At 40.9% G+C, this 25,751-nt stretch carries 24 protein-coding genes; 11 read left to right on the top strand and 13 right to left on the bottom strand.

The genetic code is table 11. The annotated features are described in order from the left end of the window. The first annotated feature begins 425 nt into the window (after positions 1-425). Both kbl and D0T84_RS17135 read left to right on the top strand, forming a co-directional pair. Complete coding sequence (gene kbl / locus D0T84_RS17140; protein WP_163309084.1) at positions 426-1,625, top strand: glycine C-acetyltransferase; 1,200 nt, start codon at positions 426-428, stop codon at positions 1,623-1,625. A 381-nt stretch (positions 1,626-2,006) separates the two neighbouring features. Further along, entirely contained in the window at positions 2,007-2,969 is a 963-nt protein-coding gene (locus D0T84_RS17135; RefSeq protein WP_163309083.1) for an NAD-dependent epimerase/dehydratase family protein, read from the top strand. A 41-nt stretch (positions 2,970-3,010) separates the two neighbouring features. Here D0T84_RS17135 and D0T84_RS17130 read toward each other — a convergent pair whose 3' ends face one another. Both D0T84_RS17130 and D0T84_RS23050 read right to left on the bottom strand, forming a co-directional pair. Beyond that, entirely contained in the window at positions 3,011-3,850 is an 840-nt protein-coding gene (locus D0T84_RS17130) for an energy transducer TonB (RefSeq protein ID WP_163309082.1), read from the bottom strand. A gap of 800 nt (positions 3,851-4,650) precedes the next feature. Next, positions 4,651-4,785, bottom strand: a complete 135-nt coding sequence (locus D0T84_RS23050; RefSeq protein WP_255495167.1) for a hypothetical protein — start codon at positions 4,783-4,785, stop codon at positions 4,651-4,653. Between the two features lie 554 nt (positions 4,786-5,339). Between D0T84_RS23050 and glmS the strand changes: the two genes are divergently transcribed. From glmS to D0T84_RS17110, 4 genes are all read left to right on the top strand, one after another. Continuing rightward, entirely contained in the window at positions 5,340-7,184 is a 1,845-nt protein-coding gene (gene glmS / locus D0T84_RS17125; protein WP_163309081.1) for a glutamine--fructose-6-phosphate transaminase (isomerizing), read from the top strand. 143 nt (positions 7,185-7,327) lie between these two features. After that, on the top strand, positions 7,328-7,852 hold the full coding sequence (locus tag D0T84_RS17120) for a Hint domain-containing protein (protein WP_163309080.1): 525 nt from the start codon (positions 7,328-7,330) through the stop codon (positions 7,850-7,852). A gap of 193 nt (positions 7,853-8,045) precedes the next feature. After that, complete coding sequence (locus D0T84_RS17115; protein ID WP_163309079.1) at positions 8,046-8,480, top strand: PaaI family thioesterase; 435 nt, start codon at positions 8,046-8,048, stop codon at positions 8,478-8,480. A gap of 138 nt (positions 8,481-8,618) precedes the next feature. Then, positions 8,619-10,193, top strand: a complete 1,575-nt coding sequence (locus D0T84_RS17110) for a hypothetical protein (RefSeq protein WP_163309078.1) — start codon at positions 8,619-8,621, stop codon at positions 10,191-10,193. A gap of 459 nt (positions 10,194-10,652) precedes the next feature. On the opposite strand, the gene D0T84_RS17105 is transcribed toward D0T84_RS17110, so the two are convergent. From D0T84_RS17105 to D0T84_RS17095, 3 genes are read right to left on the bottom strand one after another with little or no spacing between them, the layout of a single operon-like run. Beyond that, on the bottom strand, positions 10,653-11,021 hold the full coding sequence (locus tag D0T84_RS17105) for a GntR family transcriptional regulator (RefSeq protein WP_163309077.1): 369 nt from the start codon (positions 11,019-11,021) through the stop codon (positions 10,653-10,655). 4 nt (positions 11,022-11,025) lie between these two features. Continuing rightward, a complete protein-coding gene (locus D0T84_RS17100; RefSeq protein ID WP_163309076.1) occupies positions 11,026-11,796 on the bottom strand; it encodes a hypothetical protein in 771 nt (256 codons plus the stop codon). A 7-nt stretch (positions 11,797-11,803) separates the two neighbouring features. Then, positions 11,804-12,634, bottom strand: coding sequence for an ATP-binding cassette domain-containing protein (locus tag D0T84_RS17095; protein ID WP_163309075.1), 831 nt, complete (start codon positions 12,632-12,634; stop codon positions 11,804-11,806). 373 nt (positions 12,635-13,007) lie between these two features. On the opposite strand from D0T84_RS17095, the gene D0T84_RS17090 reads away from it, so the two are divergent. Both D0T84_RS17090 and D0T84_RS17085 read left to right on the top strand, forming a co-directional pair. Beyond that, on the top strand, positions 13,008-13,358 hold the full coding sequence (locus D0T84_RS17090; protein WP_163309074.1) for a DUF805 domain-containing protein: 351 nt from the start codon (positions 13,008-13,010) through the stop codon (positions 13,356-13,358). 706 nt (positions 13,359-14,064) lie between these two features. Further along, entirely contained in the window at positions 14,065-14,940 is an 876-nt protein-coding gene (locus D0T84_RS17085; protein ID WP_163309073.1) for an AraC family transcriptional regulator, read from the top strand. A 269-nt stretch (positions 14,941-15,209) separates the two neighbouring features. Here D0T84_RS17085 and D0T84_RS17080 read toward each other — a convergent pair whose 3' ends face one another. The 4 genes from D0T84_RS17080 to D0T84_RS17065 all read right to left on the bottom strand — a co-directional run bounded on the left by D0T84_RS17080 (position 15,210) and on the right by D0T84_RS17065 (position 20,087). After that, positions 15,210-16,121, bottom strand: a complete 912-nt coding sequence (locus D0T84_RS17080) for a DMT family transporter (RefSeq protein WP_163309072.1) — start codon at positions 16,119-16,121, stop codon at positions 15,210-15,212. 116 nt (positions 16,122-16,237) lie between these two features. Continuing rightward, positions 16,238-18,787 (bottom strand): outer membrane beta-barrel family protein, encoded by a 2,550-nt coding sequence (locus D0T84_RS17075; RefSeq protein ID WP_163309071.1) that lies wholly within the window; start codon positions 18,785-18,787, stop codon positions 16,238-16,240. A gap of 500 nt (positions 18,788-19,287) precedes the next feature. After that, positions 19,288-19,641 (bottom strand): hypothetical protein, encoded by a 354-nt coding sequence (locus D0T84_RS17070; RefSeq protein WP_163309070.1) that lies wholly within the window; start codon positions 19,639-19,641, stop codon positions 19,288-19,290. Beyond that, on the bottom strand, positions 19,638-20,087 hold the full coding sequence (locus tag D0T84_RS17065; protein ID WP_163309069.1) for a DUF6249 domain-containing protein: 450 nt from the start codon (positions 20,085-20,087) through the stop codon (positions 19,638-19,640). The genes D0T84_RS17070 and D0T84_RS17065 overlap by 4 nt, the downstream gene beginning before the upstream one ends. Positions 20,088-20,247: 160 nt before the next feature. Here D0T84_RS17065 and D0T84_RS17060 point away from each other — a divergent pair, with 160 nt between their 5' ends. After that, entirely contained in the window at positions 20,248-20,802 is a 555-nt protein-coding gene (locus tag D0T84_RS17060) for an RNA polymerase sigma factor (protein WP_163309068.1), read from the top strand. Continuing rightward, a complete protein-coding gene (locus tag D0T84_RS17055; protein ID WP_163309067.1) occupies positions 20,799-21,179 on the top strand; it encodes a hypothetical protein in 381 nt (126 codons plus the stop codon). The genes D0T84_RS17060 and D0T84_RS17055 overlap by 4 nt, the downstream gene beginning before the upstream one ends. 257 nt (positions 21,180-21,436) lie before the next feature. Here D0T84_RS17055 and D0T84_RS17050 read toward each other — a convergent pair whose 3' ends face one another. The 3 genes from D0T84_RS17050 to D0T84_RS17040 all read right to left on the bottom strand — a co-directional run bounded on the left by D0T84_RS17050 (position 21,437) and on the right by D0T84_RS17040 (position 22,896). Further along, entirely contained in the window at positions 21,437-21,745 is a 309-nt protein-coding gene (locus D0T84_RS17050) for a type II toxin-antitoxin system RelE/ParE family toxin (RefSeq protein WP_163309066.1), read from the bottom strand. Then, the gene (locus D0T84_RS17045; RefSeq protein ID WP_163309065.1) at positions 21,736-21,978 is read right to left on the bottom strand and encodes a hypothetical protein; all 243 of its coding nucleotides are present in this window, start codon (positions 21,976-21,978) and stop codon (positions 21,736-21,738) included. The genes D0T84_RS17050 and D0T84_RS17045 overlap by 10 nt, the downstream gene beginning before the upstream one ends. 375 nt (positions 21,979-22,353) lie before the next feature. Next, positions 22,354-22,896, bottom strand: a complete 543-nt coding sequence (locus tag D0T84_RS17040; RefSeq protein WP_163309064.1) for a DUF4924 family protein — start codon at positions 22,894-22,896, stop codon at positions 22,354-22,356. Between the two features lie 608 nt (positions 22,897-23,504). Here D0T84_RS17040 and D0T84_RS17035 point away from each other — a divergent pair. Continuing rightward, on the top strand, positions 23,505-24,320 hold the full coding sequence (locus D0T84_RS17035) for an MBL fold metallo-hydrolase (RefSeq protein ID WP_163309063.1): 816 nt from the start codon (positions 23,505-23,507) through the stop codon (positions 24,318-24,320). 556 nt (positions 24,321-24,876) lie between these two features. Here D0T84_RS17035 and D0T84_RS17030 read toward each other — a convergent pair. Then, complete coding sequence (locus D0T84_RS17030) at positions 24,877-25,599, bottom strand: pirin family protein (protein ID WP_163309062.1); 723 nt, start codon at positions 25,597-25,599, stop codon at positions 24,877-24,879. Positions 25,600-25,751: the final 152 nt, after the last annotated feature.

Here is a 25,751-nt window from a genome sequence, read left to right as displayed (position 1 = left end):
TCAATGCTAACGAAATAAGACTTATGGGTAAACTAGCTAAAAAACACAATTTTATGATTGTCAAAACGGATATAATTTAAATGACGTCATTGGTAGGGACGAAGGATCTCGTTTCTCAAAAGCGGAACTGACAAGAGATGCTTCCTGTCGTCAGCATGACAAAAACGAAAATTATGTTGATATAATTTCTTTCCATTACTCATGTCAGGTTTTGCCCGCTTTTATTGTAATAAAATTATTTGTGTATCACTTTTTTGATCTTTAGTGAGTACAACGACAGGTTTTGATTGTAATATGATAACTCTGTCGACTTTTACATTGACATTGAGGATACTTTTTATGACAATAAGGATACTATTTTTTAGATATTCAGGTACATTTACTTATTGACATTTTATTACCTTTGTTTCAAAAATATCAAGACCATGAGTACATATTCGAGCTTTCAAAAATACCTTCAAAATGAATTGGCTGACATTCAGTCAGCAGGATTGTATAAGAACGAACGTATTATCGTATCTCCTCAGGGAGCGGCTATAAAGGTAAGTACAGGACAAGAAGTGCTCAACTTCTGTGCGAATAACTATCTGGGGCTATCCGACAACAAGGAACTTATTCAGGCAGCTAAAGACGCTATGGACTCACGGGGTTTCGGCATGTCTTCGGTAAGGTTCATTTGCGGTACTCAAGACCTGCACAAACAACTGGAAGCTGCCGTAGCCAAATTCTTCGGGACCGAGGACACAATCCTTTACGCAGCCTGCTTCGATGCGAACGGCGGGGTGTTCGAACCTCTGCTGGGGGCTGAAGACGCTATCATTTCCGACTCGCTGAACCACGCTTCCATTATCGATGGCGTACGCCTGTGCAAGGCTGTGCGCTACCGCTATGCCAACGCAGATATGGCTGATCTGGAGAAGCAACTGCAAGCGGCTCAGGCACAACGCTTCCGCCTTATCGTTACCGATGGCGTATTTTCGATGGACGGCAATGTAGCCCCGATGGATAAGATATACCAACTGGCACAAAAATACGATGCCATGATAATGGTTGACGAATCGCACTCTGCCGGTGTGGTGGGTAACACTGGACGTGGCACCACCGAACTGTACAACCTGCGCGGAAAAGTAGAGATAATTACCGGAACTCTCGGTAAATCCTTTGGCGGAGCGATCGGAGGATTCACTACCGGAAAGAAAGAAATCATAGACATGCTTCGCCAGCGTTCGCGCCCATATTTGTTCTCCAACTCGATTCCTCCGTCAATAGCTGCCGCGGGCATCAAGATGTTTGAGATGATGGACAGGACTAATGAGCTGCAAGATAAGTTACATGCCAATACAGGCTATTTTGTAGAAAAGATGAAAGCTGCCGGATTCGACATTAAGCCTACACAGTCATCCATTTGCGCGGTCATGCTATACGATGCGAAACTATCGCAGGATATGGCGGCCAAATTATTAGATGAGGGCATCTATGTGACCGGATTCTATTATCCTGTGGTTCCGAAAGATTTAGCCCGCATACGCGTACAGATATCAGCCGGGCACGAGAAGGAACATCTGGATAAATGTATCGCGGCTTTTACTAAAATAGGGAAAGAATTAGGCGTTGTGAACAGTTAGCAGTGGATAATGGACAGTGGACAGTTAATTCATAATTCATGCGAATCAAGGGTTAAAAAGCACAGTAACTTATTGTCCCGAAGGGACTGAATATGGATAACCACGGGTAAAACCCGTGGCAGGGACTGACTGAAAAACATGTCTCCGTAGGAGGCAAATAGCGAAAATCAATCCCATTCGCCTCCTACGGAGACGGCCTCTCCTTATCCGATTTTTCCACGGGTTTTACCCGTAGTTATCCATATTAGCCCACTTCGTGGACTTAGAACCCTGACTGCAAAACAGAAGATTGATTTATAATAGTATACTTCAACCCAAAGCAACCCTTAATTCGCATAATTCATAATTCATAACTTATTACTCATATTCATCATATTTTTTATGAAAAATATTCTTATCATAGGCAGTACGGGCCAGATAGGCTCGGAATTAAGCATTAGGCTGCGTTCCATCTATGGGGATAATCACGTCATCTGTGGGTATTACAAGCCCCCTTTCCCCGAAAATTTCTTCGAAGCAGGGCCCACTGTGGAGATAGATGCGACAGACAAGCAGCAAATAGCCGATGCCGTAAAGAAATTCAATATCGATACAATCTACAATCTGGCTGCGATATTATCTGCAACAGCCGAGAAAAATCCTAAACTGGGCTGGGATGTGGGATTGAACAGCCTGATGAACTGCCTCGACGTTGCCCACGAACTAAACTGCGCCGTCTTTACCCCAAGCTCTATCGGTGCATTCGGCCCGAATACACCAAAGGATAAGACGCCTCAGGATACGATTCAACGGCCGAATACGGTATACGGCATAACCAAGGTGATGGGCGAACTGCTCAGCGACTACTACTACGATCGCTGGAAAGTAGATACGCGTTCGGTACGTTTTCCGGGTATCATATCTAACCTGACACATCCGGGTGGCGGAACTACGGATTATGCAGTGGAGATATATTACAACGCAGTGAAAGAGGAAAAATTTATCTGTCCGCTAAAGCCGGGCACCTTTATGGATATGATGTACATGCCCGATGCGCTAAATGCGGCTATAAGCATCATGGAAGCGGACGCTTCGAAACTGATACACCGCAACTCTTTCAATATAGCGGCTATGAGCTTCGATCCGGAAATGATTTGTAAAGCTATCAAAAAGCATTACCCTGATTTCGTCATGGAGTATGAGATCGACCCGCTGAAGCAGGCGATAGCCGATTCGTGGCCAAACTCACTGGACGACACCTGCGCCCGTCAGGAATGGGGATGGTGCCCCGAGTTTGACCTGGATAAAATGACCGCAGATATGATAAAAGTGCTGAAAGAAAGAAAAATACATCTTGCAAAGTGAAATCCAGTATCCACAAAGCATTATTACTTACTGTAAATAAACTACCTAGGTAGCACGAAGGGAATAGGCAGCACAATTTGTTTTGCTGCGGGTTTGCCGTCTTTCAATCCGGGAATCCACTTCGGCATTTTCCTTATCAGGTAATAGGCTTCTTCATCGCAGTCGGGGAATACACCTTTGTATATCCATACTTTCGTTATTTCCCCTTCCGCCGATACTTCTATATTGAATATGACCCGCCCTTCTATGCGGTGCTCTATCGCCCGCTTCGGATATTTCATATTAGCCTTGAGGTAAGCTTCTAAAGCCTCCTTTCCGCCCGGAAACTGAGGGTCTGTATTCAATGAATCCAATATAGGAGTTATTATTACCGGTTCTTCTACAGGCGGTAATGAATCTTTAGGCACAACGGCCGACAGGCTGTCTTTTGGCTGTTCCTCCGGTTGATTTTCAGCCAGCTCTATCAGGCTATCTGTTAAAGTAAACGTTACGGTCAGCCTCTGGGCAAAGTCTACATCCTTTCCTTTTACCGAGGCAGGCGTCCATTTAGGCATGGCATGTATTACCCTTAACACTTCATCGTCCGCGTCAGGGTCGAATCCGCTGAGTATCTCCACTTTTTTGATATCCCCATCCTTGGAGACTGTGAACGTTAAGTCCAATTCGCCTTCCATTTTAATCTTTATCAGGATAGGCGGATACTTTATGTTGGCTTCAAGAAATTTGTATAACTCTTCCACTCCCCCCTCATACATCGGAGGTACCGTGTCGTTCAACAATGAAGGGTTGCCGGGTGTAAGTTTTGCTGTTACCGGTTTTTGTGCATAGATAAATGAAGTGCTTAGTAGCAAAAGTATAGCTGTTATTATTTTATATATCATGCGAATCAATATTTCGTTTTATTTAAATTATATGTTCAATATTATTAGTCGTTTTACATACGCTTCGCTCCTGTGAATGTTTTTTCGTGACTCGGCATAACATGAATTTTTAATTCAGTTCTGCCCTCGCTACTTAAAACGTTCTTTTTTATTCTGCGCGCAATCACAGATTGCTTGCCTTACTTTTGACCGAAGCTTCCTACTGCCGCGCCCTCCCGGGCTTGTCCTTCCTTTTGGCATTGCCCAAAAGGAAGCAAAAGGCTAGTGCTTCGTCCCTCGGCGACCCACCAACGGCTTGCCGGCTAAACGGGACGAAACTCGCCTGCGGCTCGGACAACATCCCGTTTCACGCCGCCTGCACCGGGTGGGTACCCCGCCTGCGGAACGTATGCACGGAGCCGCAATGCGGCGACAAGGCAGAGGCTTATCCTTTATTCTTGTCGTGCGTCAGCAAGCGCCGTCAGCAAGCGCCGTCAGCAAGCGTACGGGGTACCCACCCGGTGCAGGCGGCGTAGAATGAAGTGCGGACGCTTTTAAGCATCGTCTGCCAATTATCGCAATGATGAATCTTTTATCACTTCATTCAGCCGGCAAACCGATGGTGGGTCGTACGGCGAAGCGGGGCGCAATGCTTTTTTGCTTACTTTTGGAGCTTCGGCCAAAAGTAAGGCAAGCAATCTGTGATTGCGCGCAGAATAAAAAATAAAAGAACGATTATATTAATCATATTCTCAACTACTGATTGGTATATATCATATTACTGTTTTATTATCAAACGAGAGAATTAAAAAAACAAATATCTAAGTACATGACAAAATTTTATATCCTGCTGTAGGGGCATCCCCTTGTGGGTGCCCGTAAACGATGACAAGCGGGCAGGGACAAGCCACTGCCCCTACATCGTCTCCAAATCGTGTTTGAATAATTTTTGTCATGTACTGTGAACAAATATATATAATTTATATGAGTATGTGTACAGAAAATAAATATACAGAAGGGCATAAAACTGTTATCACATTTCTATAAGTTTATCTATATAATACAGATAAAGAGTTTATTACATAAGTAAAAAGTAACAAGATGTAAATAAACGTACAGATGTCACCTTTGTCACTTTTTAACATTATACAGATTGATTATGAATAAAATAACTATTTCAAAAAGATTGGGTGCAAGTCACTTTTGTCAAACTATATTATTTCTACCGAGCGATGATGCCCTTTTAAGCATTTTCTCCTCTCTGTCATGCAACGGAACGAAGGATCTCTTATTGTCAAATTGCTTTAACGAAAAGAGATCCTTCACTATCGTTCAGAAACAACGACGGAGCGAAGTGTAGTCAATGACAGGGTATCAGATTTCCTTAACTTGACAACAGTAGGCGCTGTTACTAGAAACATTAATTATGTTAAATTTATTATTATTTACATATATGAATCGAAGATTTAACAAATAGCGATATATCTTTGCACCCAAAATAAAACAATATATGTGTGGAATAGTAGGATACATTGGCTTTAGAGAAGCTTACCCCATCTTGGTAAAAGGCTTACACAGACTTGAATACAGGGGATACGACAGTGCCGGAGTGGCTTTAATCAACAACGAAGACAAGCTTGCGGTATATAAAGCCAAAGGGCGCGTACAAGACCTCGAAGAGTATGCGAGGGACAAAGACATATCCGGTACAATCGGGATAGCGCACACACGGTGGGCGACACACGGCGAGCCAAGCAACTCGAACGCGCATCCACATTACTCACAGTCCGAATCGCTAGCCCTGATACACAACGGGATTATCGAGAATTACGCAGTACTGAAAGCCCAGCTCATACAGAATGGCTATACTTTCCAAAGCAGCACAGACACGGAAGTACTGGTGCAATTGATAGAATATATAAAGAAAATAAATAACTGCGATCTGTTTTCCGCAGTACAGATAGCGCTCAATCAGGTAGTGGGTGCTTATGCCATAGCGGTAATCGAAAAAGGAAACCCGAATCAGATTATAGCAGCCCGCAAAAGCAGCCCGCTGGTTATCGGGATAGGCGATGGGGAATTTTTTATCGGTTCGGATGCGTCCCCCATCATTGAGTATACCAATAAGGTCATCTATCTGGACGATGAGGAAATAGCGATTATCAAACGTGATGAAGAACCGAAGATCGTTACAATTTCGAATATAAAGAAAACGCCCGAGATCAAACAGCTGGAAATGAACCTTAGCCAACTCGAACGGGGAGGCTATCCACACTTTATGCTGAAAGAAATATTCGAACAGCCCGAAACGCTGAAGAACTGCATGAGCGGGCGTATCAATGTAGAAGGTACGAATGTTACCCTGTCGGGGATCATAGACCATAAAGACAAGTTTATCAATGCCCGCCGCATTATTATCATCGCGTGCGGTACATCGTGGCATGCCGGGCTGATAGGGGAATACTTATTTGAGGAATTTTGCCGCATACCTGTCGAAGTAGAGTACGCCTCGGAGTTCCGGTACAGGCATCCCGTCATTTACCCTGACGACATTGTGATTGCCATCTCCCAATCGGGGGAAACAGCCGACTCCCTGGCCGCGATAGAACTGGCCCGAAAAGCAGGCGCATTCGTTTACGGGGTATGCAACGTTGTGGGTTCATCCATACCACGCAACACAGACTCCGGCTCATACACACATTGCGGGCACGAAATAGGGGTGGCGTCTACAAAGGCATTTACGGCTCAGGTGACAGTGCTTACAATGATGGCATTGACCATAGCGGAAGAAAAAGGAACAATTGACGGCGAAAGGTATACGGAAGTTGTAAAAGAATTGCAAAACATCCCGTCTAAAATAGAACGGGTTCTTGCCGTCAACGACAAGATAAAAGAATTATCCAATATCTTTACCTATGCACAGAACTTCATATATCTAGGACGTGGATACAATTATCCCATAGCGCTGGAAGGCGCCCTCAAGCTAAAGGAAATATCGTATATACACGCCGAGGGTTACCCTGCCGCCGAAATGAAACATGGTCCTATAGCACTAATAGACAACGAAATGCCGGTAGTCACCATAGCTACACACAGTACGATATACGAAAAAGTGGTGAGTAACATACAGGAAATAAAGGCCAGAAAAGGAAAGGTTATAGCCATTATCAATGAGGGTGACGAAACGATGAAGTCTGTGGCCGATCACTATATAGAAATACCGGCGACACTCGAATGCCTCGATCCCTTGTTGACAGCCATCCCGTTGCAGCTACTGGCTTACCACATAGCCGTAAACAAGAACAGGGATGTGGATATGCCCCGCAATCTGGCGAAATCGGTAACAGTAGAGTGAGGGAAGAGAGTTATGGGTTATAATTCATCGTTCATCGTTCATCGTTCATTAACTCTTTACTCATAATTCTTTACCACGTTTTTGAATCCTATATTCAAAATATTTCTATCTTTGTATAAACTTTACACAAAAACATGAAATTTATGAAAACAAATATTCTAATACTCACTCTTATATCTCTCTTTGCATTGAATTTGAATATGAAGGCACAGAGTTATGTCGCTATAGGGACTCAGATTACAATGGGAGACGACGTAAGACAAGGTGTAGAAAAACTCGCCGTTGGCGATGTTGTTTTATCATACGATCACACAAAAGATGTATATGAGAAGAAAAAAGTAGCCAGTGTGGACAAAATCATGTTTAACCGCACGGCTCGCATCGTTCTCGAAAATGGCATGCAGATACTTCTTACTTCCGATTATCCTTTTTGGAGCGAAAGAGGCTGGATTTCCATTGACCCTGAAACGACTGTTCAAAACCCAAAATATAAGTCAGTAAAGTCGTGTAAGATTGGAGATTATTTATATTTCTATGATATTTTGAGTACCAGCTCCGAAAGAATCTCGGTGATAGAAGGTATATTAGAACCTATTATGGTATATAATATTAAACTTGAAGGAGGAGGCTCTATCGTAGCCAATGGTTTTATCATAGGGGTTGACTAAGAAACTGTTTAAATTTTATACGAATATTTTATTATACCTTTTTCTTCGTTCATTTTTAGTCTGTTTTCGGCTGTTTTTTCCTTTCTCTCAACTCAAATAGCCCGCTATTATCGTTTCAAGAAAGAAAAAATCATCTCTAAAACATCTCTAAAAATTTGAACGAATAAAATTTAAACAGTTTCTAACAATATAAATGAGGTTAAACACCAACAATATACAAGAACGTATTAAAGATACATTGATGGAGACGTTGAACATCACATTCTTAGAATCTGATGATCAGGCGTCTCTTGAAGCAACTATGCCTGTGGAAAGGAAACTGACCCAGACAATGGGCGTACTGCATGGCGGAGCCACCATTTCCCTTGCCGAGTCTGTGGCGGGAGTAGGTTCAAACGTACTGTGCGCCAGCGACGAACGTTGCTTTGGCATGCAGATAAGCGCAAGCCATATATCCAGCGCGAAAGTAGGAGATGTGGTGCGGGCAAAAGGTGTTATACAACATAAAGGTCATTCTACCCATGTGTGGAATGTTGATATATTCTCCGAAACTACCGGCAAACTCATCTCCTCGATACGCGTTACCAACGCTGTAGTAAAGAGGATATTATACACCAAAGGGGAATAAAGCTATCCTGCCGTTTCACAGCTCTCCTTACAATCATCCCATACGTCTTGCTGATGAAGATTTACAGCATTTCGATTAAACCTTTTTGCCTCTTTCTATTCTAATAGGTAAATGCAAACTGTTAAAAAATTAAACACTATGAAAAAGGGAATCTTATTCGTCATAATAGCTACATCACTCCTGTTTGTGGGATGTGCCAGCCAGAGAATAGCAACAGTGGATAGTTTGTGGATAGGAATGACTCAGGATGAAGTAAGCCGGATAATGGGGTATCCTGCCCGTTCTGTATATTCCGCCTACGAAGACGACATCTTCTACGAAGGCTTCGAATACATAACGTATTACAATGATGTGTATATACTCGATTTTGGAAACGGCAGGCTGGTCGGATATGAATATTTATATACCAACAACCCCGGTGGCAGTATAACCTATTACGAGTCATATCCGGTATATTATGAATCGTATCCGGTATATTACTCCGACCCTATATATTATGGAGGCAAAAAAAAGAAGCCTAGAAAGCCGCTCAAACCAACTTCGGGATATTACCCGTACGAATCGGCACGCCCATCTGTTTCGGGCAGACCGGCGACACAACATCCTAATTATACAGGTGGTACAGGCAGGACGCCTCTGAGAGAATCAAGCAGGGAAACCGCATCGGGAAGCGGGAACAAAGAAAGCGGGAGGACTTCGTCATCGTTGCGGGAATCCAACAGGGAAACCGTATCAGGAAACAGGAATACTACCACCCGAAGAACTTACAATCAAAGTGTAGAAAGCAGCGGAACAAGGTCGTCTGCTACAACTAGCAGCTCATCCGGAAGAGCCTCATCCGTAAGCGGACAAAGTACTACTTCGGGAAGGGAATCAAGTGCTTCATCGGTAAGACAAAGCAGTACAACTACTACCAGACCGTCTGAAAGCAGCACAACTGTAAGGCCATCCGGCACTACAAGTTCAAGTACCAGCGGAAGAACCAGTAGTAGCACCAGTACGAATACCTCTACAAGATCTTCTTCCTCCCGTTCCTATTCGCCGTCTTCGAGCAGCAGTAGTTCTTCAGGCAGATCTTCGAGCAGCAGTAGTACCAGGCCAAGTAGCACTTCAAGTTCGTATTCGTCACCGTCTTCGAGCAGCAGCAGTTCTTCAGGCAGGTCTTCGAGCAGCAGTAGTTCTTCGGGCAGGTCTTCGAGCAGCAGCAGTTATACTACCAGGCCAAGTAGCTCATCATCGTCGGGTAGTAGTTACAGTAGCCCGAGCAGCAGCTCATCTTCCTCAAGCACCTATACGCCATCATCGAGTAGTAGTTCAAGCAGCTATAGCAGCTCGTCTTCATCAAGTTCCTATTCGCCATCATCGAGCAGTAGCTCCAGTAGTTATAGTAGCCCGAGCAGCTCATCTTCTTCTAGCTCCTATTCGCCATCATCGAGTAGCAGTTCAAGCAGCTATAGCAGTCCAAGCAGCTCATCTTCTTCAAGCTCTTATACTCCATCATCGAGTAGCAGCAGTTCATCGGGGAGATCGTCAAGTAGCAGCAGTAGTCCTAGTAGCAGTAGTTCGAGGAGTAGTAGTTCGAGGAGTAGTTCTTCCAGTAGTTATAGTAGCCCGAGCAGTTCCTCCAGATCAAGTTCAAGCAGTTCCAGTTCCGGTAGGTCTTCCTCCAGTAGCAGTTCTTCAGGCAGATCGTCAAGTGGCGGACGCAGATAAGAATTATACATATACTAAGCCTCTCTCATTATCTGGGAGAGGCTTATTTCACTAACAATATCTTGTACCTTAATTTTCAACAGGCACTAAGAGCCAGTTTAAATTTTAGCGAAAATTTTTATTACAGGTTCAGGTCAATAGTTCTTAGCAATTTTTTTATGCTCTTTTTAGCGTATTTTTGGCTCCGCCGATTTTCAATTCCCTTTTTACTCTTGGTTTAGCCCGCTAAACCAGCTAGCAAAAATGATAAAATCCATCTAAAAATAACTATAAAAAAGATTTGCTATAAAATTTAAACAGGCACTTACATTTCCGGAATATAATATCAAAGATGATTTTCGATATTTTCCATTTATGACATGTGGGACAGCACAATGCCAATAACCTCATATACCATTATCACAAAACAGATAATAACAACTGCGATCATAATACTTAAAATTTTATTTGTATATTTTTTCATTTCCTTACTTTTTTAAACTGTTTGTACCGTTCGGCAACTTCTTCAATACTTATACCGAGCAAATCCATAGCCTTGAAGGTTTCGGGTAAAACTTCATTAAAAAAATCCTCTTTCTGAAGCTTTGCTATCTCTTCGCGGGCATTTTCCGCTACATAGTAACCCATTCCCCTCTTTGGGTAAATAACATTTTCGGATTGCATGTATTCGAATGCACGCATAGCCGTATTTGGGTTTACCTGCAAAATCGTTCCCAGTTCGCGTACCGAAGGTATCCGTCCTTCTTCCTGCCATTCTCCGGTGAGTATATTCCGGAAACAGAAATCCACGATTTGCATATATATCGGTTTATTCGTCTTAAAATCCATAATCTTAAATTTCAGTCTCTCTTATTCTAAAATAACTCAATACCCACATTCCCAAAGGGAATATAAGAAGTATAATACTTCTGGCTACATCATAGGCGAATGTCACGGTAAGTCCGGCTCTTTCAATAGAATCCCTGCTAAGTATATTATAATTTCCTTTGGAGGAAGCACGCAAAGAACTATCTCCCAATTGTAATACTTCCGGGTAAAACTGCGTGATAATTATCTGCGATATGGACATCACTACAGCCAGGAATATTGCCATAGCTATCAGGGTTTTTATGAAAGCTCTCTTTTTGAAATAAATATATCCGAACATAAATACCGACTGGATAGCAAGAAGAGTATACAGATTGGATAGAGATTCCAAAAATAAAGGCAAGGAGCCATAGTCTTTACCGAAAATAATCACCGAGACGTAATTCAGAGTATAAGAAATTATGAACATCATCAGAGGAAAAATAATTACATTCTTACACCACATCATAAGGAACCGCTCGAATGTAGATACCGGAGTAGATAAATAGAACGATATATTCGATTCTTTCAGGTTCTTATCAAGGAAAGGAGCGGCACAGATGATCAACAGCACATAAATGACAGGCATAAGCTGCACCATGTTTCTAGAAATATTACTGTCATACAAGGATATGAGAGCCGCAATTATATAATACGCCACCAGTCCGCAAATGACAAACAGGTACTGCTTGCGATAGGTCACAAATTCTTTCTTTGCCAGATTCCAAAAACGATTTATATTAAATACAGTATCCATTCTGTTCTTATTTTACATTAAATAATTGTTTTATCTTATCCTTATTGGTTACCACAGCATTAAACAACGCTTCTATGTTTAACGTGCTATCTTCGTTATACTTGTTTTCCTGTACAGATGTATAGCCCAGCATTGTCTGCTCGGAGAATAATGCATCTTCAGGTTTGACTGTAGAATATGTAAACAATAATTTCCGTGAGATTTCCTCTACTGTATTATTCAGTAAGACCTGATTACGGTCTAAAATAATAATAGGGTCTATCAGGTTTTCGAGGTCGCGCACCTGATGTGTAGAGATTATAATGCATTTATCCTCATCAAAGGCGGATGCCATCACTTTGCGAAACTGGGTTTTGGAAGGGATATCCAGCCCGTTGGTAGGCTCGTCCAACAGAGTTACCGGAGTATTTACTGCAATAGCAAACGCGATAAGCGTCTTTTTCTTCTGGCCAAAAGACAACTCCTTCATATTGGAATCCATATCCAGATGAAAATCTGAAAGATAACGATTGAATTGCTCATAGCTGAAATGCGGATAAAAAACAGAGTTGCATTTTACAAAACTCTTGATGGATTGGCCCGGAACACGAAATTCTTCGGGCAAATAATATAGTTGTTGCAGCATATCTGGATTGCGGAAAGACGATTCCATGCCAAGTACAGAACAATTACCCCTTTTTGGGAAACGCAGCCCGCTGATAATATGCAGAAGGGTCGTTTTTCCCACCCCATTTTCTCCGAGCAAGCCATATATGCCATTGTTCATCTGGAAAGAAACATTTTCGAAAACAGGCTTCTGTTGCTTGTAATGAAATGTAAGATTATTGATTTTTATCATATCAGTGTATTAGTTTAATAGTACACTACAAATATAGTACGTTCTTTTGAAGAATGAAATAAATATGTGTTTTTTTTGAAAAAAAATTTTTGTTTGATAAATACACGCTCATTTTGCTGTATGCATAGAGGTAACGCATTAAAAAAAAAGATGCTTAATAGACGCGTATAGGAAATAACTTCGCTAACAATAAAAACAAATTGTCAAAGAAAATTCCTAAAAAATACTTTTTTATAGTATGACTTTTTACTTTTTTTTATATTTTAGCATAATATATACTAACACAACTATGTGGAGTTCAGAAACCATCAAAAAACGAGGCGGAACCGAAAAGCCAAATGAGTAGGAAAATTATACTAAACTTATACATACTATGGAGTGGTTTTTAAAAGTAGTAAAGGGACATTATGCAGATTTTAACGGAAGAGCAAGACGCAAAGAATTCTGGATGTTTTATCTCATCTACATGATTGGGTATTTCGCATTGTACATCGTAGGAATTATCCTTGCTATGATTTCGACAACACTTGGTTCAATTGTTTTTGGAATCATCGGTCTGGCTAGTTTGGCTTTAGTTGTGCCAACAATAGCTGTAGGCGTAAGAAGAATGCATGATGTAGGCAAGAGCGGCTGGTTCATCTTGATCCCTGTCTACAATCTGATCTTATGGATTACCGAAGGGGAAAAAGGTGATAATCAATATGGCCCGGATCCAAAAGCTTAAAAAAATTAATATATAGTTCGCTATATAAAATAAAATACACAACTATAATCTTATAGTTGTGTATTTTATTTATAACGCGAATCAAGGGTTGCTTTGGGTTGTAGTATACTATTATAAATCAATCTTCTGTTTTGCAGTCAGGGTTCTAAGTAACTGTTTAAATTTTATTCGTTCAAATTTTTAGAGATGTTTTTGAGATGCTTTTTTCTTCCTCGAAACGATAATAGCGGGCTATTTGAGTTGAGAGAAAGGAAAAAACAGACTAAAACAGACTAAAAATGAACGAAGAAAAAGATATAATAAAATATTCGTATAAAATTTAAACAGTTACTAAGTCCACGAAGTGGGCTAATATGGATAACTACGGGTAAAACCCGTGGAAAAAGCGGATAGGGAGAGGCCGTCTCCGTAGGAGGCGAATGGCATTTGTTTTTGCTATTTGCCTCCTACTGAGACATATTCTTCTGTCAGTTCCTGCCGCGGGTTTTACCCGTGGTTATCCACTTTCAGTCCCTTCGGGACAATAAGTTACTGTGCTTTTTAACCCTTGATTCGCATTTATAACAAAAACATTCCCCTTTAAACACCTTATTATTACCATTATTTTTAATTACATTTGCAACACCGAATAAAAGTTGGAAATAACAATCATCTATAAACACAATAAAATACAATAATAGGAATAATCCGAGATAATATATCCGCCATGGAATTATTATATAAACATGAACACCTCACTTGCTATAACTACGAGAAAGGAGAAAGACCCACAATAGAGAAAGTATCCATAAAAAGAGGACAATCATGGAATATCTCTTCTATTGAGAATAAGGTTATCTTTATGCTCAAAGGATATCTTGTATTTTCTTTTGCCGATATTGTAGACAAAGGCATCCATGAAGGTAAAATGATGTTGATACCAGCCGGCAGCCATCTGAAAAGCCAAGCTCAGGAAGACGCTACATTCGTAGTAATAAGGCTGCACAACACCAAACATCTGTGTGATTGTTTTTCACTGGATTTACTTTTGAAAGAAGAAAATAAAGGGCCAAAACCCGGACTACATTATCTGGATATCAACGAAAGGGTGGAATCATTCCTTTCTTTTCTGGATACATGCATGTCTGACGGGCTGAAATGCACATATTATTTTGAGTTAAAAGCTAAAGAATTCTATTTCCTGTTAAGGGCATATTATACTAAAAAAGATTTACTATTCTTCTTTTATCCGCTTCTCAGCCACGACTTATCTTTTTCCGAATATGTGGCTAAGCATCACAACAAGGCGAAAACGGTACTGGAGCTGGCAGAACTTATGAACTACAGCCTCTCGGGCTTTCAGAAACGCTTCAAAAAAGTATTTGGCATATCAGCCTATCGCTGGATGAAAGATGAGCGCTCCAAATCGATTTACCACCAAATAAACAGCACCGATAAATCGCTTAAAGAAATAAGTGACGAATACGGTTTTTCGTCCCCTTCACATTTCAATGATTTCTGTAAAGCTAATTTTGGTAGCACACCCGGCGTAATCCGCCGAAAAAAAATCACAGCTAAAACCAGACTTCAAGGAAAGGCATGAATTCTGAAAAAGCAGGTGCAATTATATAATAACCTGTATTTTCAATCTTCCTATCTTTGTAATGTAAATATATGAGGAGTATATTTATTTAAATTTAAACCTGACTAGGTTTATAATTTAACTCTATTATTGTGTAGTTTTGTAAAGTTTGTGTTAAGGTTGGAAAGTCTGCGAAGTGAATTTGCGGGCTTTTTGCATTTCAAAGTGGCTCGCATAAGTAATGGGGGATCACCCAACAAAAATCCACTTGATCCCCAAAAAAGCCAAATTTATGACACACTGCCTCTTTGTTCGGCTAGGGCAGCCCTCTTACGTTCTCTCATTACAGACAGCATTTGCAGAAGTACCGACAGTATAATCAGAGCCAATCCCGCATAAAAAGAGAAATTTAACTCCTTAGCCTCTCCGAAAATAATCATGGCGAGGATAATACTATAAACCGGCTCTAAATTGTAACTGAGATTCAACGTAAATGCCGATATGCTTCTGAGGGCCTGGATCTGTAGCATATACAGCCCTATAGTGCATACAAGCGAGAAAATCAGCAGGTAAAACAAATTCAGCTTACCCGGCAAAAACGACTCGACAGGGAAGAAGTGTAAATAAAACGGAAGTATTAACCCCAGACACAAAAAGCCGCCTATCATTTCATAAAACAGAGTCACATCCCACGAATAAGTCATCGTGCCTGCCACTCTCTTGTTTGCTACAACAAAGCATGCAGCCAGGGCAGACGACACGGCACCGAAAAAAATGCCCATCCTGTAACGTGTATCGAAATGGAATATCAGAGCGATTCCCAACAGGGCTATAAGGCTAAAAAACAATTCGCGCAAGGATATACGCCTGCCGTTTATCACAGGCTCTAAAATCGCCGTAAAGAAGCCTGTCATAGAGAAACAGACCACCCCGATAGATACATTCGAGTATTTGATACTGGCATAAAAGAACAGCCAGTGTAACGTCAGCAGTAACCCGACAAAACCGATACGCAGAAAATCCTTAAAGGGTATCCTCACCAGCTTCTTTGTCAGCCAGAGCATCAGCAACAGCATGACCGATGTAATCAATAGGCGATACCACACCAACATGCCCTCGTTAAGGCTAATCAGTTTGCCGAATATCCCCGTAAAACCGGCAATAATAATAGACAGATGCAGCTTGATAAACGCCTGTTTCATTCCTTTTGAAAATATTTGCAAAGATATTTAGAAATTATTTAAATAATCAGCAAAAAGCCCCAAAGAAAAAGATCTTTGAGGCTTAACTGTTTAAATTTTATACAGGCCAGATAGCTTTAGTTTTGTCCGCCACCCTGAGATTGCCCTCCCTGGTCGCCTTGTCCTCCCGACATTGTGTCATCATTGTTGATTCCGCGTTTTGTCTTCTGTATCTGGGCTTTCATTTCTCCAAAACGGAACGAGAAAGCAATACCAAAGTTGCGCATACGGTTTGTAGAAGTAGTCACATCGCGGAAGTCAGCAGTCGAGCGCTTGTTTTTCCAGTCCCAGCTTGTTATAAACGGATTTTGTGCGAAAAGGCGGATATTAAACTTATCCTCTTTAAATCCTTTACTAATATTAAAACCGTGGAAGAAAAATGCAGAACGTGACCCTTGCAGGCTTACATTAGGAGAGAACATGCCAAGGTTTACCCCGATACGAAAAGGGCCCTTGAATGAAGGCTTATCTTTTACACCCATATCCCAAGGCACTGAAAATTGCCCTCCGGCGAACATATTGCCCGAAAATCCGGAATTAGACAGTCCTGTTTCATTATTGGCTTTCAGGTCGGTATAACGCCCCGACATATTACTGTAGATGTTCCATTTTGAAGAAGGGCTCCAGTTTATATAGCCCGAAAATCCGATATTCTTCCTCTTGCTGATATTGTCGTACGTAGTAGTACTCACACTTCCTTCAAATGTTGTAATCTGCTCTATACCGTTATCCTCAAAGTCGTAAGCCATATTTAGATTGAAATTGAGTTTTTGGCTAAAACTTCCGTAATTGATACTCAACGAATGGGTCTTTACCGCGTCCAGTGCCGGATTACCTACCTGTATATTATTAGGGTCGGAGGAGTTTACATATGGGTTCAACTGCCATATACCGGGACGGGAAATACGCATATTATACCCAAAACGTATGTTTTTAGAGGGTTTCAGCTGGTAAGTCACAGTAGCCGAAGGTACAAAATTGGAATAATCTACCTTAAAGTTTTGCTCTTCATCGATAGGAAATTTAGCGTTCAGCCATGTCGCTTCATAGCGCAGCCCGGCTTTTAACCCCCACTTAGCCGTTTTAGCATTATATCCCGCATAAGCGGCAAGAATATCCTGCTCGTGCTTAAACTCATCGCTCGAATAAGATATATTTTCCCATGTATCGGGTGCTACAAGCCTGTCGTAGCCACTGTTGCTCTCGTTGATACGGATTATATATTTCGCGCCGGTTTCGAGGCTATGGTTCAATGTGTTCTTGTCTCCGTATTCGATCGTATTGAAGGGAGTGACAAAATCGATCTGGAATGTATGTTCTTTCATATCCGCGTCGGTAAATTGCCGGTTGGTCACGGCTGTAGGAGGCAGTACGCCTTCCCCGTTTTCGATATTGGTGCGCGACTCCGAATCGCTTGGGCTGAGGCTCAGGCGATACGAGGCGGTCAGCAACTGGTCTTTCTTCTTAAAGGTACGCTGGTAATCCGCATTTATATCCGTACCGCCATAGGTATTCTTACTGTTCCCTATTTGGCTGTATTTGTATTGGGTATTCAGGTCTTTATCCTGCATCTCAACAAATGTTCCCAGATTTTTCGATTTAGAATTCCCCTGATAACGGTTAAATCCTATATTGATAAGGTTTAAAGTATCTATTTCATAGCTCAGCTCCCCCGAACCGAACTGGCCGGTGCCGTTATTCTTAGATTTGCCGTTGTTGTTCAAATATTTATTATTGTCATCTACATAACTTTCCCTGTAATAACTGGTTTCCCCTTTAGGGCGTTTCCATTCATAATAATTGTAACGTCCCGTAAAGCCGATTTTACCATATTTCAACGAAGCGTATACACCTCCGCCAAAACCGCCCTGTGCATCTGCCCGGGCATTTAGCGTTGCCGTATACCCGCCCATCGATGAGTTACTTTGTGTAACAATATTGATAATACCGGAAACTCCTTCGGCATCGTATTTTGCCCCCGGATCGGTTATTACCTGTATATCTTTTACTGTATTGGCAGGCATACTACGTAGCACATCCTTCGGGCTGCTCGATATCATGTTCGACGGTTTACCATTCAGGTATATCTTAAAGTTGGACGATCCTTTCAGCTGGATATTTTCTTCACCATCTACAGTTACCATCGGCACTTTTTTCAACATGTCCAGTACATTATTCGTCTTCGATTCGGGATCATCTTCTATACTATATACGATCTTGTCCAAATCTACCTTTACCAATGGTTTTTGCGCGGAAATAACCACCTCGGACAAAGCATGGGCGTTATCTTTCATATAGATGGTGCCCAGATCCATCGTTTTTGTATCACTCACTACAACAGGCATCGTGACGGTATTTTTGCCTATATATTCCACCGAAAGCAAATATTCGCCTTTTTTGTTCATCGAAAGCTGGAACTTCCCATTCTCATCGGCCGCTACAGCCTTTATTAAGTTTTTGGGATTCGTTTTGTCCAACAATTTAACTGTCGCGAATGGTACGGTTTCACTTGTTAAGGAATCTGTTACTACTCCTTTAATCTGGACATTAACTAACGGACTGGATTGAGAAAACGCCAATAATGGCATCAACAGAGATAAAATAATAAGCAAAATACGGGTGTTCATATATAAGATAATTTTTAATAGTCTGTTTAAATTTTATTCGTTCAAATTTTTAGAGATGTTTATTTACATACGCTTCGCTCCTGTGACCTCTGGTTGAGTTGAGAGAAAGGAAAAAACAGCCGAAAACAAACTAAAAATGAACGAAGAAAAAGATATAATAAAATATTCGTATAAAATTTAAATAGTTTCTTAATAGTATTCTCTTTTTCAGACGGCTAAGATATAAATTGATTTAATTAGAGTAACTTTTTTATATTTACTAGTCGCTATTATTATAATTTTATCACTAAAGCTAATGAGATTTCATCTATTTTAACAATCTTATTGTTTCTTTATGTAAAAAAGACACCAGGCTTGCTTTGCCCGATGTCTCTTAATGTTATTTAGCAACTGATGCGAATCAAGGGTTAAATGTGCCGTTAGGCACATCATATTGGTAGAAACTTCGGGACAAAATACAGAACAGAATAAACCTCTGCATTTTCAACCCTCCGGTCGCATTATTCACATAAAGGAATATCTTTGACCGGAATAGTTTTACCATATATTTCCAGAGAGCGGACATTCATTGTATCAATATAGATTTTCGCATCATTACTTTGACCACCTCTATGCAGCATTAGTTCCAGATGCAACACATCGTCATTGTACCGGGATACACTCCATCCTGTGATACCATATCCGGGACTTCTCCAGTTCAGCGATAAAGTATCCCCCGGTTCGTTACGGCAAATATTGACATCACTTACCGATTTGCGGAGAAACCACCCGCTTTGACGCCCTGCCAACCAGACTCCCAGAAAAATACCAACAATGACTACGGTCAACAGTATCGGAAAAAGTTCCCTGTTCATTGTTGAAGTTCTTTAGGTTTGTCCTGCTCTTTTCTATATTCCTTTCTTTCGATAAAATATGCAATAACAAGGCCGACACCGCCAAATATAGCTGCACATGCGGGGTACAAGATAGACAGCGTGTTGCGGAATTCGTAAAAAGCCCTTTCGTCGGCGCTCGACGGAGCCACTGCCAGTAAGTCTATTACTGCGGCTATTGTCACCCCCAGCCCTACACCTATTAGCAGCAAGCCTATACGGATAGCCCATGAGCCAACACTTCCATAATATTTTTTTTCATTTTTATTTGGCAGATCAAGCTGCCCCATCAGTGCAGCAGGGTCTATGCCTTCCGAAATTTTTTCTATAATTGCCAGGCGTTCTCTGCGGCGGACAATCAGTTCAAATAAGCGGTAAATTCCGTATGTCGCTGTTGCAACAATAACCATTGCCATAATCTGATCCATAATTTTTTATTTTTTAAAAGTTAAACAGTTTCTCAATTTTTATTTGTTTGCTTATTTTGACGCAGCACTTTGCCAAAGGTTACAAACCTGTGAAATAATTTTTTCAAAAAAATTTTATGCTACATTTGTAACCTATCCAGTTAGCTTGCGTCATACGGGTATGGCTGATTTTGATGATATCTATTATATTCGCCGGATCAAAGACGGGCAAACCGATGCTTTTGCGCATATTGTACGTCGCTACGAGAGAATGGTTTTTACTATTGTCAGCAAAATCGTTACCCGCCGGGTAGAGGCCGAAGACATCGCACAGGAGATCTTTATAAAGGCGTTCCAGTCTCTGGACAAATTCCGCGAAGAGTCCGGTTTTTCTACATGGCTGTACAGGATTGCCTATAATACGACAATATCGGAACTGCGCAAACGCAAACATGAATTTACAGCCATAGAAGATAATTTTTCGAACATACCCGACGATGAAATAGCGGAGGTGTTAGATGAGATAAGTACAGAAGACAAATTACATTATCTGGATATAGTACTGAAAATGATGCCGCCGGATGATGCCCTCTTAATAAGCATGTTTTACCTGAACGACCATAGTATAAAGGACATCAGCATAATCACAGGAAACAGTGAAGCAAATGTGAAGGTAAAGTTGCACAGGATCAGAAAATTTATGAACTTTGAAATAAATAAACTCATACAGTTATGAATGCAGAAGAAAAAGACAGGCTAAAGGGTTTATTTCAGGAAATGAAATTAGACGAACCGTCATCAGGCTTCGAAAGCCGGCTGATGCAACGGGTACATGTAGTTGCCGCAAAGAAAAGCCGCAGGCAAAATATAAAATCTATCATAGCCATAACATGTGGCATAATAGGAATACTTGGTATCCCCGCCTTTATATTCTGGCGCTTGGGGCTATCACTCAAAACAGAGATGCAGGATGTGGGCTCCACACTTTCGTTTAGTATGCCGTCTATAGATTTCAACCCCTTTGTAGTATCGGTAGCGTGTGTGGGCGTACTGCTCTTTATCAGCGACACACTCATCCGCAGGCATATCAGGGAGAAAAGACATAAAGATTAACATAACCTCATATTGTCCACCTGCAAGTAATAATCTGCCTTTGCAGGCAATGAAATCGTGGGAGAAAACATTCTTCCGGCCTAATATTCGCGGGTACTATCACCGGCCGTATCGGAATCATTAATATCTTTGTTATAGCGGGTATAACGATTCTATTGGTGGGTGTTGTCTGCTTTTTCATCAAACCGCTGATGGCTTGAATAAAAAGAAGTCAAGCCTTCCGGATTCTTCAGGAGAAGGAGTTGATAAGTAAAGGGTCACTTGATTTTAATCTCGTTCGTCTTTGGATTTTGACGACAGTCCAAGACTGCGACAACGTAGATGCTGGTTTGCTTTTTGTAGTAAATTATTTTGAATGTTTTTCTTACAACTAATGCTCTATATTCCTTCTTCAGATGCTTTAACGCTCTCTCTTTTTGAGCAATATAAGGAAAATCTTTTAATGGCTCTACTGAATCTATCAAATCATTATATATCCGGTTAGCCGCTTCTAAACTTTTTTCTTTATAGAAACTATGAATATCCTCCAAATGTGTTACAGCCCGTTTTGTCCAAATTATTTCCATTCGGGATGCAGTTTTCTCATCTCATCCTGACTATATACTCTTCCGGCTTCGATGTCTTCTTCTGATTGTTGAAGTTCATTTTCTAATTCGTCCGGAGAAAATTGGCATTTTAAAGTTTTCAGTTCTCTTTTTTTTCTTTTCACATATTGTAAGGCGTAATCTAAAAGAGTAGCATCGCTATCTATCTCCTTAATTAGTTCCTTTTCTTTTGCTTTTATTTCTATTGTTGTCATATCCAACTCCTTTCCTTTTAAAGATTTGCATCGGTATGCATTTCTTTTCAGCAATTATCCAATACAAATATAGTAAGAAACTGTTTAAATTTTATACGAATATTTTACTATACCTTTTTCTTCGTTCATTTTTAGACTGTTTTAGGCTGTTTTTTCCTTTCTCTCAACTCAACCAACGGTCACAGGAGCAAAGCGTATGTAAATAGCCCGCTATTATCGTTTCGAGGAAGAACCAACGGTCACAGGAGCGAAGCGTATGTAAAAAAGCATCTCTAAAACAGTTCTAAAAATTTGAACGAATAAAATTTAAACAGTTTCTAAACAAAACAGTCATTGGCTTTACCCATGCTGTTAATTTTTGTGCGTTGAGAGCAACTACGCCTCCAGTTCCCCCGCCCTGTCCTGCTTATATTTTTGAGAGAGCAGACGCAGGAATGTACTTATCTGGGACAGTGCAGCCTGCGTTTCTCCCGATACTTCCTTCTTTTGCAGGCGCATCAGCAAATAACCATACAAAGCCGAAAAGCAGGTTTCCAACTCAGGCATCTCCTTATCCTGCGACTTGGAGCGCAATTCTACGATAAAAGGCAGGGTCTTGTAATATGCCGCTGAATAATCGCCTTCGTGAGGAGACTTCAACAGGCGGGTATGTAAATCGGTGAGTTCGGAAATAATGTTCCGGTTGATAATAAGATGCCCTTTCTCTGCCACACCTTCGCGCCGCATCATTTCTATAAGGTTTTCATACCATTCTCTTATCTCGGCTTTTACATCATCAGGTTGGTCGAAACGGGATATTATCTGTCCGTCAATTTTATCTATATCCAAGCTGTTCGCCCTTATAAGGTCTTCTACCTGCCACATATAAAGCAGGTATTCCGCTATATTGTCTTCCTTTAGTTTCTGAGCTATCAACATGTTGGCTAATTATGAATTATGAGTTATGAATGATAAGTTTAACAGCTATCAGCTTGCTGAAAACATTATCACGCCCTGCATTGTTTTAGTACAATAACAGAGTACAAAAATAGCATTAAAAAGGGGAAAAGTTAAAAAAGTATATGCTATTCTATGAATAATGTGAATCAAGGGTTAAATGTGCTATTTTTTGTCCCTTTAGGGACTGAATGTTGGTAGAAAGAAGCTTTAACCGGTTAATTGCGTGCCGTCAGGTACGCAATATCTACAGAACAATTCACATTTTGTACCTGACGGCACAAAAAAACGAATTTCATTCATGTTTCTACCAATATGATGTGCCTAACGGCACATTTAACCCTTGATTCGCATGAATAAATGCTGTTTATCGTCATATAAAAAAAATAAATAGAAAGTAGCCTGAACAAAGAGGTTGTCTTTGATGTTTTAATTAAAAACAGGTATGATTTACTTTTTTCATAGTGTGTTAGATAGATTGTTTAGTTGATTTTTTACCTGTTTTATCATAGTATATGTTAGTTTTATATTAGTGTTAAGAGAGGAAGAGATGATTGGGAAATCGTCTCTTCTTTTTGTATATTAGCGATATGTTTGAAATAAAAATCATAGAAAGCGGATATATCATGGCTGATGGCGGGGCTATGTTCGGCGCTATACCTAAACGGGCATGGCAACGTAAATATGCGGGTAGCGAGGATAACCTGTGCCCGCTGGCTATGCGGTGTGTACTTGCCATATCAGGTGACAGGAAAATACTGACAGACACGGGCATGGGCGATAAACACCTCAACAAGATGTCTTATTACCAGCCACATTCCCTTGTAGGCATAGGGGAAGAGATAAAAAAGTACGGGCTGTGCCCCGGAGATATTACGGATGTTGTACTGACCCACCTGCATTTCGACCATTGCGGATATGCTACCAAAGCCGGAGAAAACGGGGAGCTTATCCCGTCATTCCCCAACGCGCGCTATTGGCTGAGCCGGAAGCAATGGGATAATTACCGGAAGCCTAACAGGCTGGAAGCGGATTCTATCCTGGCCGAAAATATTCAACCGGTATATGACGCGGGGCTTTTGCACCTCATCGACAACGATAGCCAAATCTGTGAGGGCTTTGAAGTCAGGTTGTTCGACGGGCACAGCAACGGGCAACTGGTTGCATATATCCATACAGATACCGGAGTATATACATTCCCCGGAGACTTAATACCAACCAGCGCACATGTACCGCTGGAATGGATATCGGCATACGACATCAACGCGCTGAAATCGCTGGAAGAAAAAGGCCGTTTCCTTTGGCAAGCGGAAAGAGAAAACTATATACTTATCTATTGTCACGACGCTAAAGTACAGATGAGCAGGGTGAAAAGGCTGAATGATGATTATAAGGCATCCTTTTAGAGAGTAAGTAATGATAAAAAACAAGTATATCTCAAAGCCTTTTTAACCACGGAGTAAAAGGAGTAACACGGAGTTTTTTTAATCCAAAACATCTATTTATTTTTTGTAACTAAAAGACAAAAAAAATCCGGAACCTGAGTCCCGGAATCTCCCTACTTATTACTCTTAATGCGAATAAAGAGTGAAAAAACATAGTAGCTTATTGTCCCGAAGGGACTGAAGGTGGATAACCACGGGTAAAACCCGTGGTTATCCATATTAGCCCACTTCGCGGACTTAACCCACTGACTCGAAAAACAGAGGATTGATTTATAATATTGTACCTCAACCCTTGATTCACATCCTTTCCTTATCTAAGAGCCTGTTTAAATTTTAGCGAAAATTTTTATTACAGGTTCAGGCCAATAGTTCTTAGCAATTTTTTTATGCTCTTTTTAGCGTATTTTACCCTTTTTACTCTTGGCTTAGCCCGCTAAACCGGCTAGCAAAAATGATAAAATACATCTAAAAATAGCTATAAAAAAGATTTGCTATAAAATTTAAACAGACTCTAAATTTAAAATTCCATTGGCACATCTATTAACAATATCCGTGCATTTTCGGAATCTGCTGCTATGGTAATACTATCGGTATCCCATACACCAAGGCCATCCCTGTGATTTAACTTCTGTCCTGCGACAGTAAATTCTCCTTCGACAACCATAACAAATACGCCGTTGCCCTTCTTCTTTATCTGATAGGTTGTTTCCACACCTTTATCAAAATTCCCCATATTAAACCACGCATCCTGATGTATCCACAGCCCTGTGTTTGTAGGATCGTCTTTGGGCCCGACTATCTGTACAAACTGATTTTTGCTGTGTACCGTATCAAAAGCGCGCTGGTCGTAGCGGGGTTCCACATCTTTCTTGTCAGGAAAAACCCAGATCTGAAAAAAGTTTACCGGCTTATATTCATTCGCATTGTACTCGCTGTGGGTAATACCGCTACCGGCACTCATCACCTGCACTTCCCCGCTCTTTATCACTTCGGTATGCCCCATACTGTCTTTGTGTGCCAAATCCCCGTATAAGGGTATGGATACTATCTCCATATTATCGTGCGGATGTGTGCCAAAGCCTTCCCCACCTGATACTATATCATCGTTTACAACTCTTAACGCACCGAAATGAACACGGTTTGGATCATAATAGTTAGCAAAGCTGAATGTATGATGGGTATCCAGCCATCCATGAAATGCATGCCCTCTTGATGATGCCTTGATTAATGTTGTTTTCATTATTTATTTTCCTTTCTTCTTAGTATATAAAATCAATAGTTATTCTCACAGTACATGACAAAAATTATTCAAACACGATTTGGAGACGATGTAGGGGCAGTGGCTTGTCCCTGCCCGCTTGTCATCGTTTACGGGCACCCACAAGGGGATGC

Source organism: Dysgonomonas sp. 521, from assembly GCF_010501055.1.
GTDB lineage: Bacteria > Bacteroidota > Bacteroidia > Bacteroidales > Dysgonomonadaceae > Dysgonomonas.
Note: the sequence above shows the minus strand (reverse complement) of the source record. Positions and strands in the feature narration are given on the sequence as shown.

Coding starts and splice junctions, on each gene's coding strand:
- D0T84_RS17090 (WP_163309074.1), top strand. CDS start 13,008: ATGGAGTGGTTTTTAAAAGTAGTAAAGGGACATTATGCAGATTTTAAC.
- D0T84_RS17065 (WP_163309069.1), bottom strand. CDS start 20,087: ATGGATCAGATTATGGCAATGGTTATTGTTGCAACAGCGACATACGGA.
- D0T84_RS17080 (WP_163309072.1), bottom strand. CDS start 16,121: ATGAAACAGGCGTTTATCAAGCTGCATCTGTCTATTATTATTGCCGGT.
- D0T84_RS17135 (WP_163309083.1), top strand. CDS start 2,007: ATGAAAAATATTCTTATCATAGGCAGTACGGGCCAGATAGGCTCGGAA.
- D0T84_RS17105 (WP_163309077.1), bottom strand. CDS start 11,021: ATGGATTTTAAGACGAATAAACCGATATATATGCAAATCGTGGATTTC.
- kbl (WP_163309084.1), top strand. CDS start 426: ATGAGTACATATTCGAGCTTTCAAAAATACCTTCAAAATGAATTGGCT.
- D0T84_RS17115 (WP_163309079.1), top strand. CDS start 8,046: ATGAGGTTAAACACCAACAATATACAAGAACGTATTAAAGATACATTG.
- D0T84_RS17045 (WP_163309065.1), bottom strand. CDS start 21,978: ATGACAACAATAGAAATAAAAGCAAAAGAAAAGGAACTAATTAAGGAG.
- D0T84_RS17130 (WP_163309082.1), bottom strand. CDS start 3,850: ATGATATATAAAATAATAACAGCTATACTTTTGCTACTAAGCACTTCA.
- D0T84_RS17050 (WP_163309066.1), bottom strand. CDS start 21,745: ATGGAAATAATTTGGACAAAACGGGCTGTAACACATTTGGAGGATATT.
- D0T84_RS23050 (WP_255495167.1), bottom strand. CDS start 4,785: ATGACAAAAATTATTCAAACACGATTTGGAGACGATGTAGGGGCAGTG.
- D0T84_RS17075 (WP_163309071.1), bottom strand. CDS start 18,787: ATGAACACCCGTATTTTGCTTATTATTTTATCTCTGTTGATGCCATTA.
- D0T84_RS17070 (WP_163309070.1), bottom strand. CDS start 19,641: ATGAACAGGGAACTTTTTCCGATACTGTTGACCGTAGTCATTGTTGGT.
- D0T84_RS17085 (WP_163309073.1), top strand. CDS start 14,065: ATGGAATTATTATATAAACATGAACACCTCACTTGCTATAACTACGAG.
- D0T84_RS17100 (WP_163309076.1), bottom strand. CDS start 11,796: ATGGATACTGTATTTAATATAAATCGTTTTTGGAATCTGGCAAAGAAA.
- D0T84_RS17030 (WP_163309062.1), bottom strand. CDS start 25,599: ATGAAAACAACATTAATCAAGGCATCATCAAGAGGGCATGCATTTCAT.
- D0T84_RS17035 (WP_163309063.1), top strand. CDS start 23,505: ATGTTTGAAATAAAAATCATAGAAAGCGGATATATCATGGCTGATGGC.
- glmS (WP_163309081.1), top strand. CDS start 5,340: ATGTGTGGAATAGTAGGATACATTGGCTTTAGAGAAGCTTACCCCATC.
- D0T84_RS17040 (WP_163309064.1), bottom strand. CDS start 22,896: ATGTTGATAGCTCAGAAACTAAAGGAAGACAATATAGCGGAATACCTG.
- D0T84_RS17120 (WP_163309080.1), top strand. CDS start 7,328: ATGAAAACAAATATTCTAATACTCACTCTTATATCTCTCTTTGCATTG.
- D0T84_RS17095 (WP_163309075.1), bottom strand. CDS start 12,634: ATGATAAAAATCAATAATCTTACATTTCATTACAAGCAACAGAAGCCT.
- D0T84_RS17055 (WP_163309067.1), top strand. CDS start 20,799: ATGAATGCAGAAGAAAAAGACAGGCTAAAGGGTTTATTTCAGGAAATG.
- D0T84_RS17110 (WP_163309078.1), top strand. CDS start 8,619: ATGAAAAAGGGAATCTTATTCGTCATAATAGCTACATCACTCCTGTTT.
- D0T84_RS17060 (WP_163309068.1), top strand. CDS start 20,248: ATGGCTGATTTTGATGATATCTATTATATTCGCCGGATCAAAGACGGG.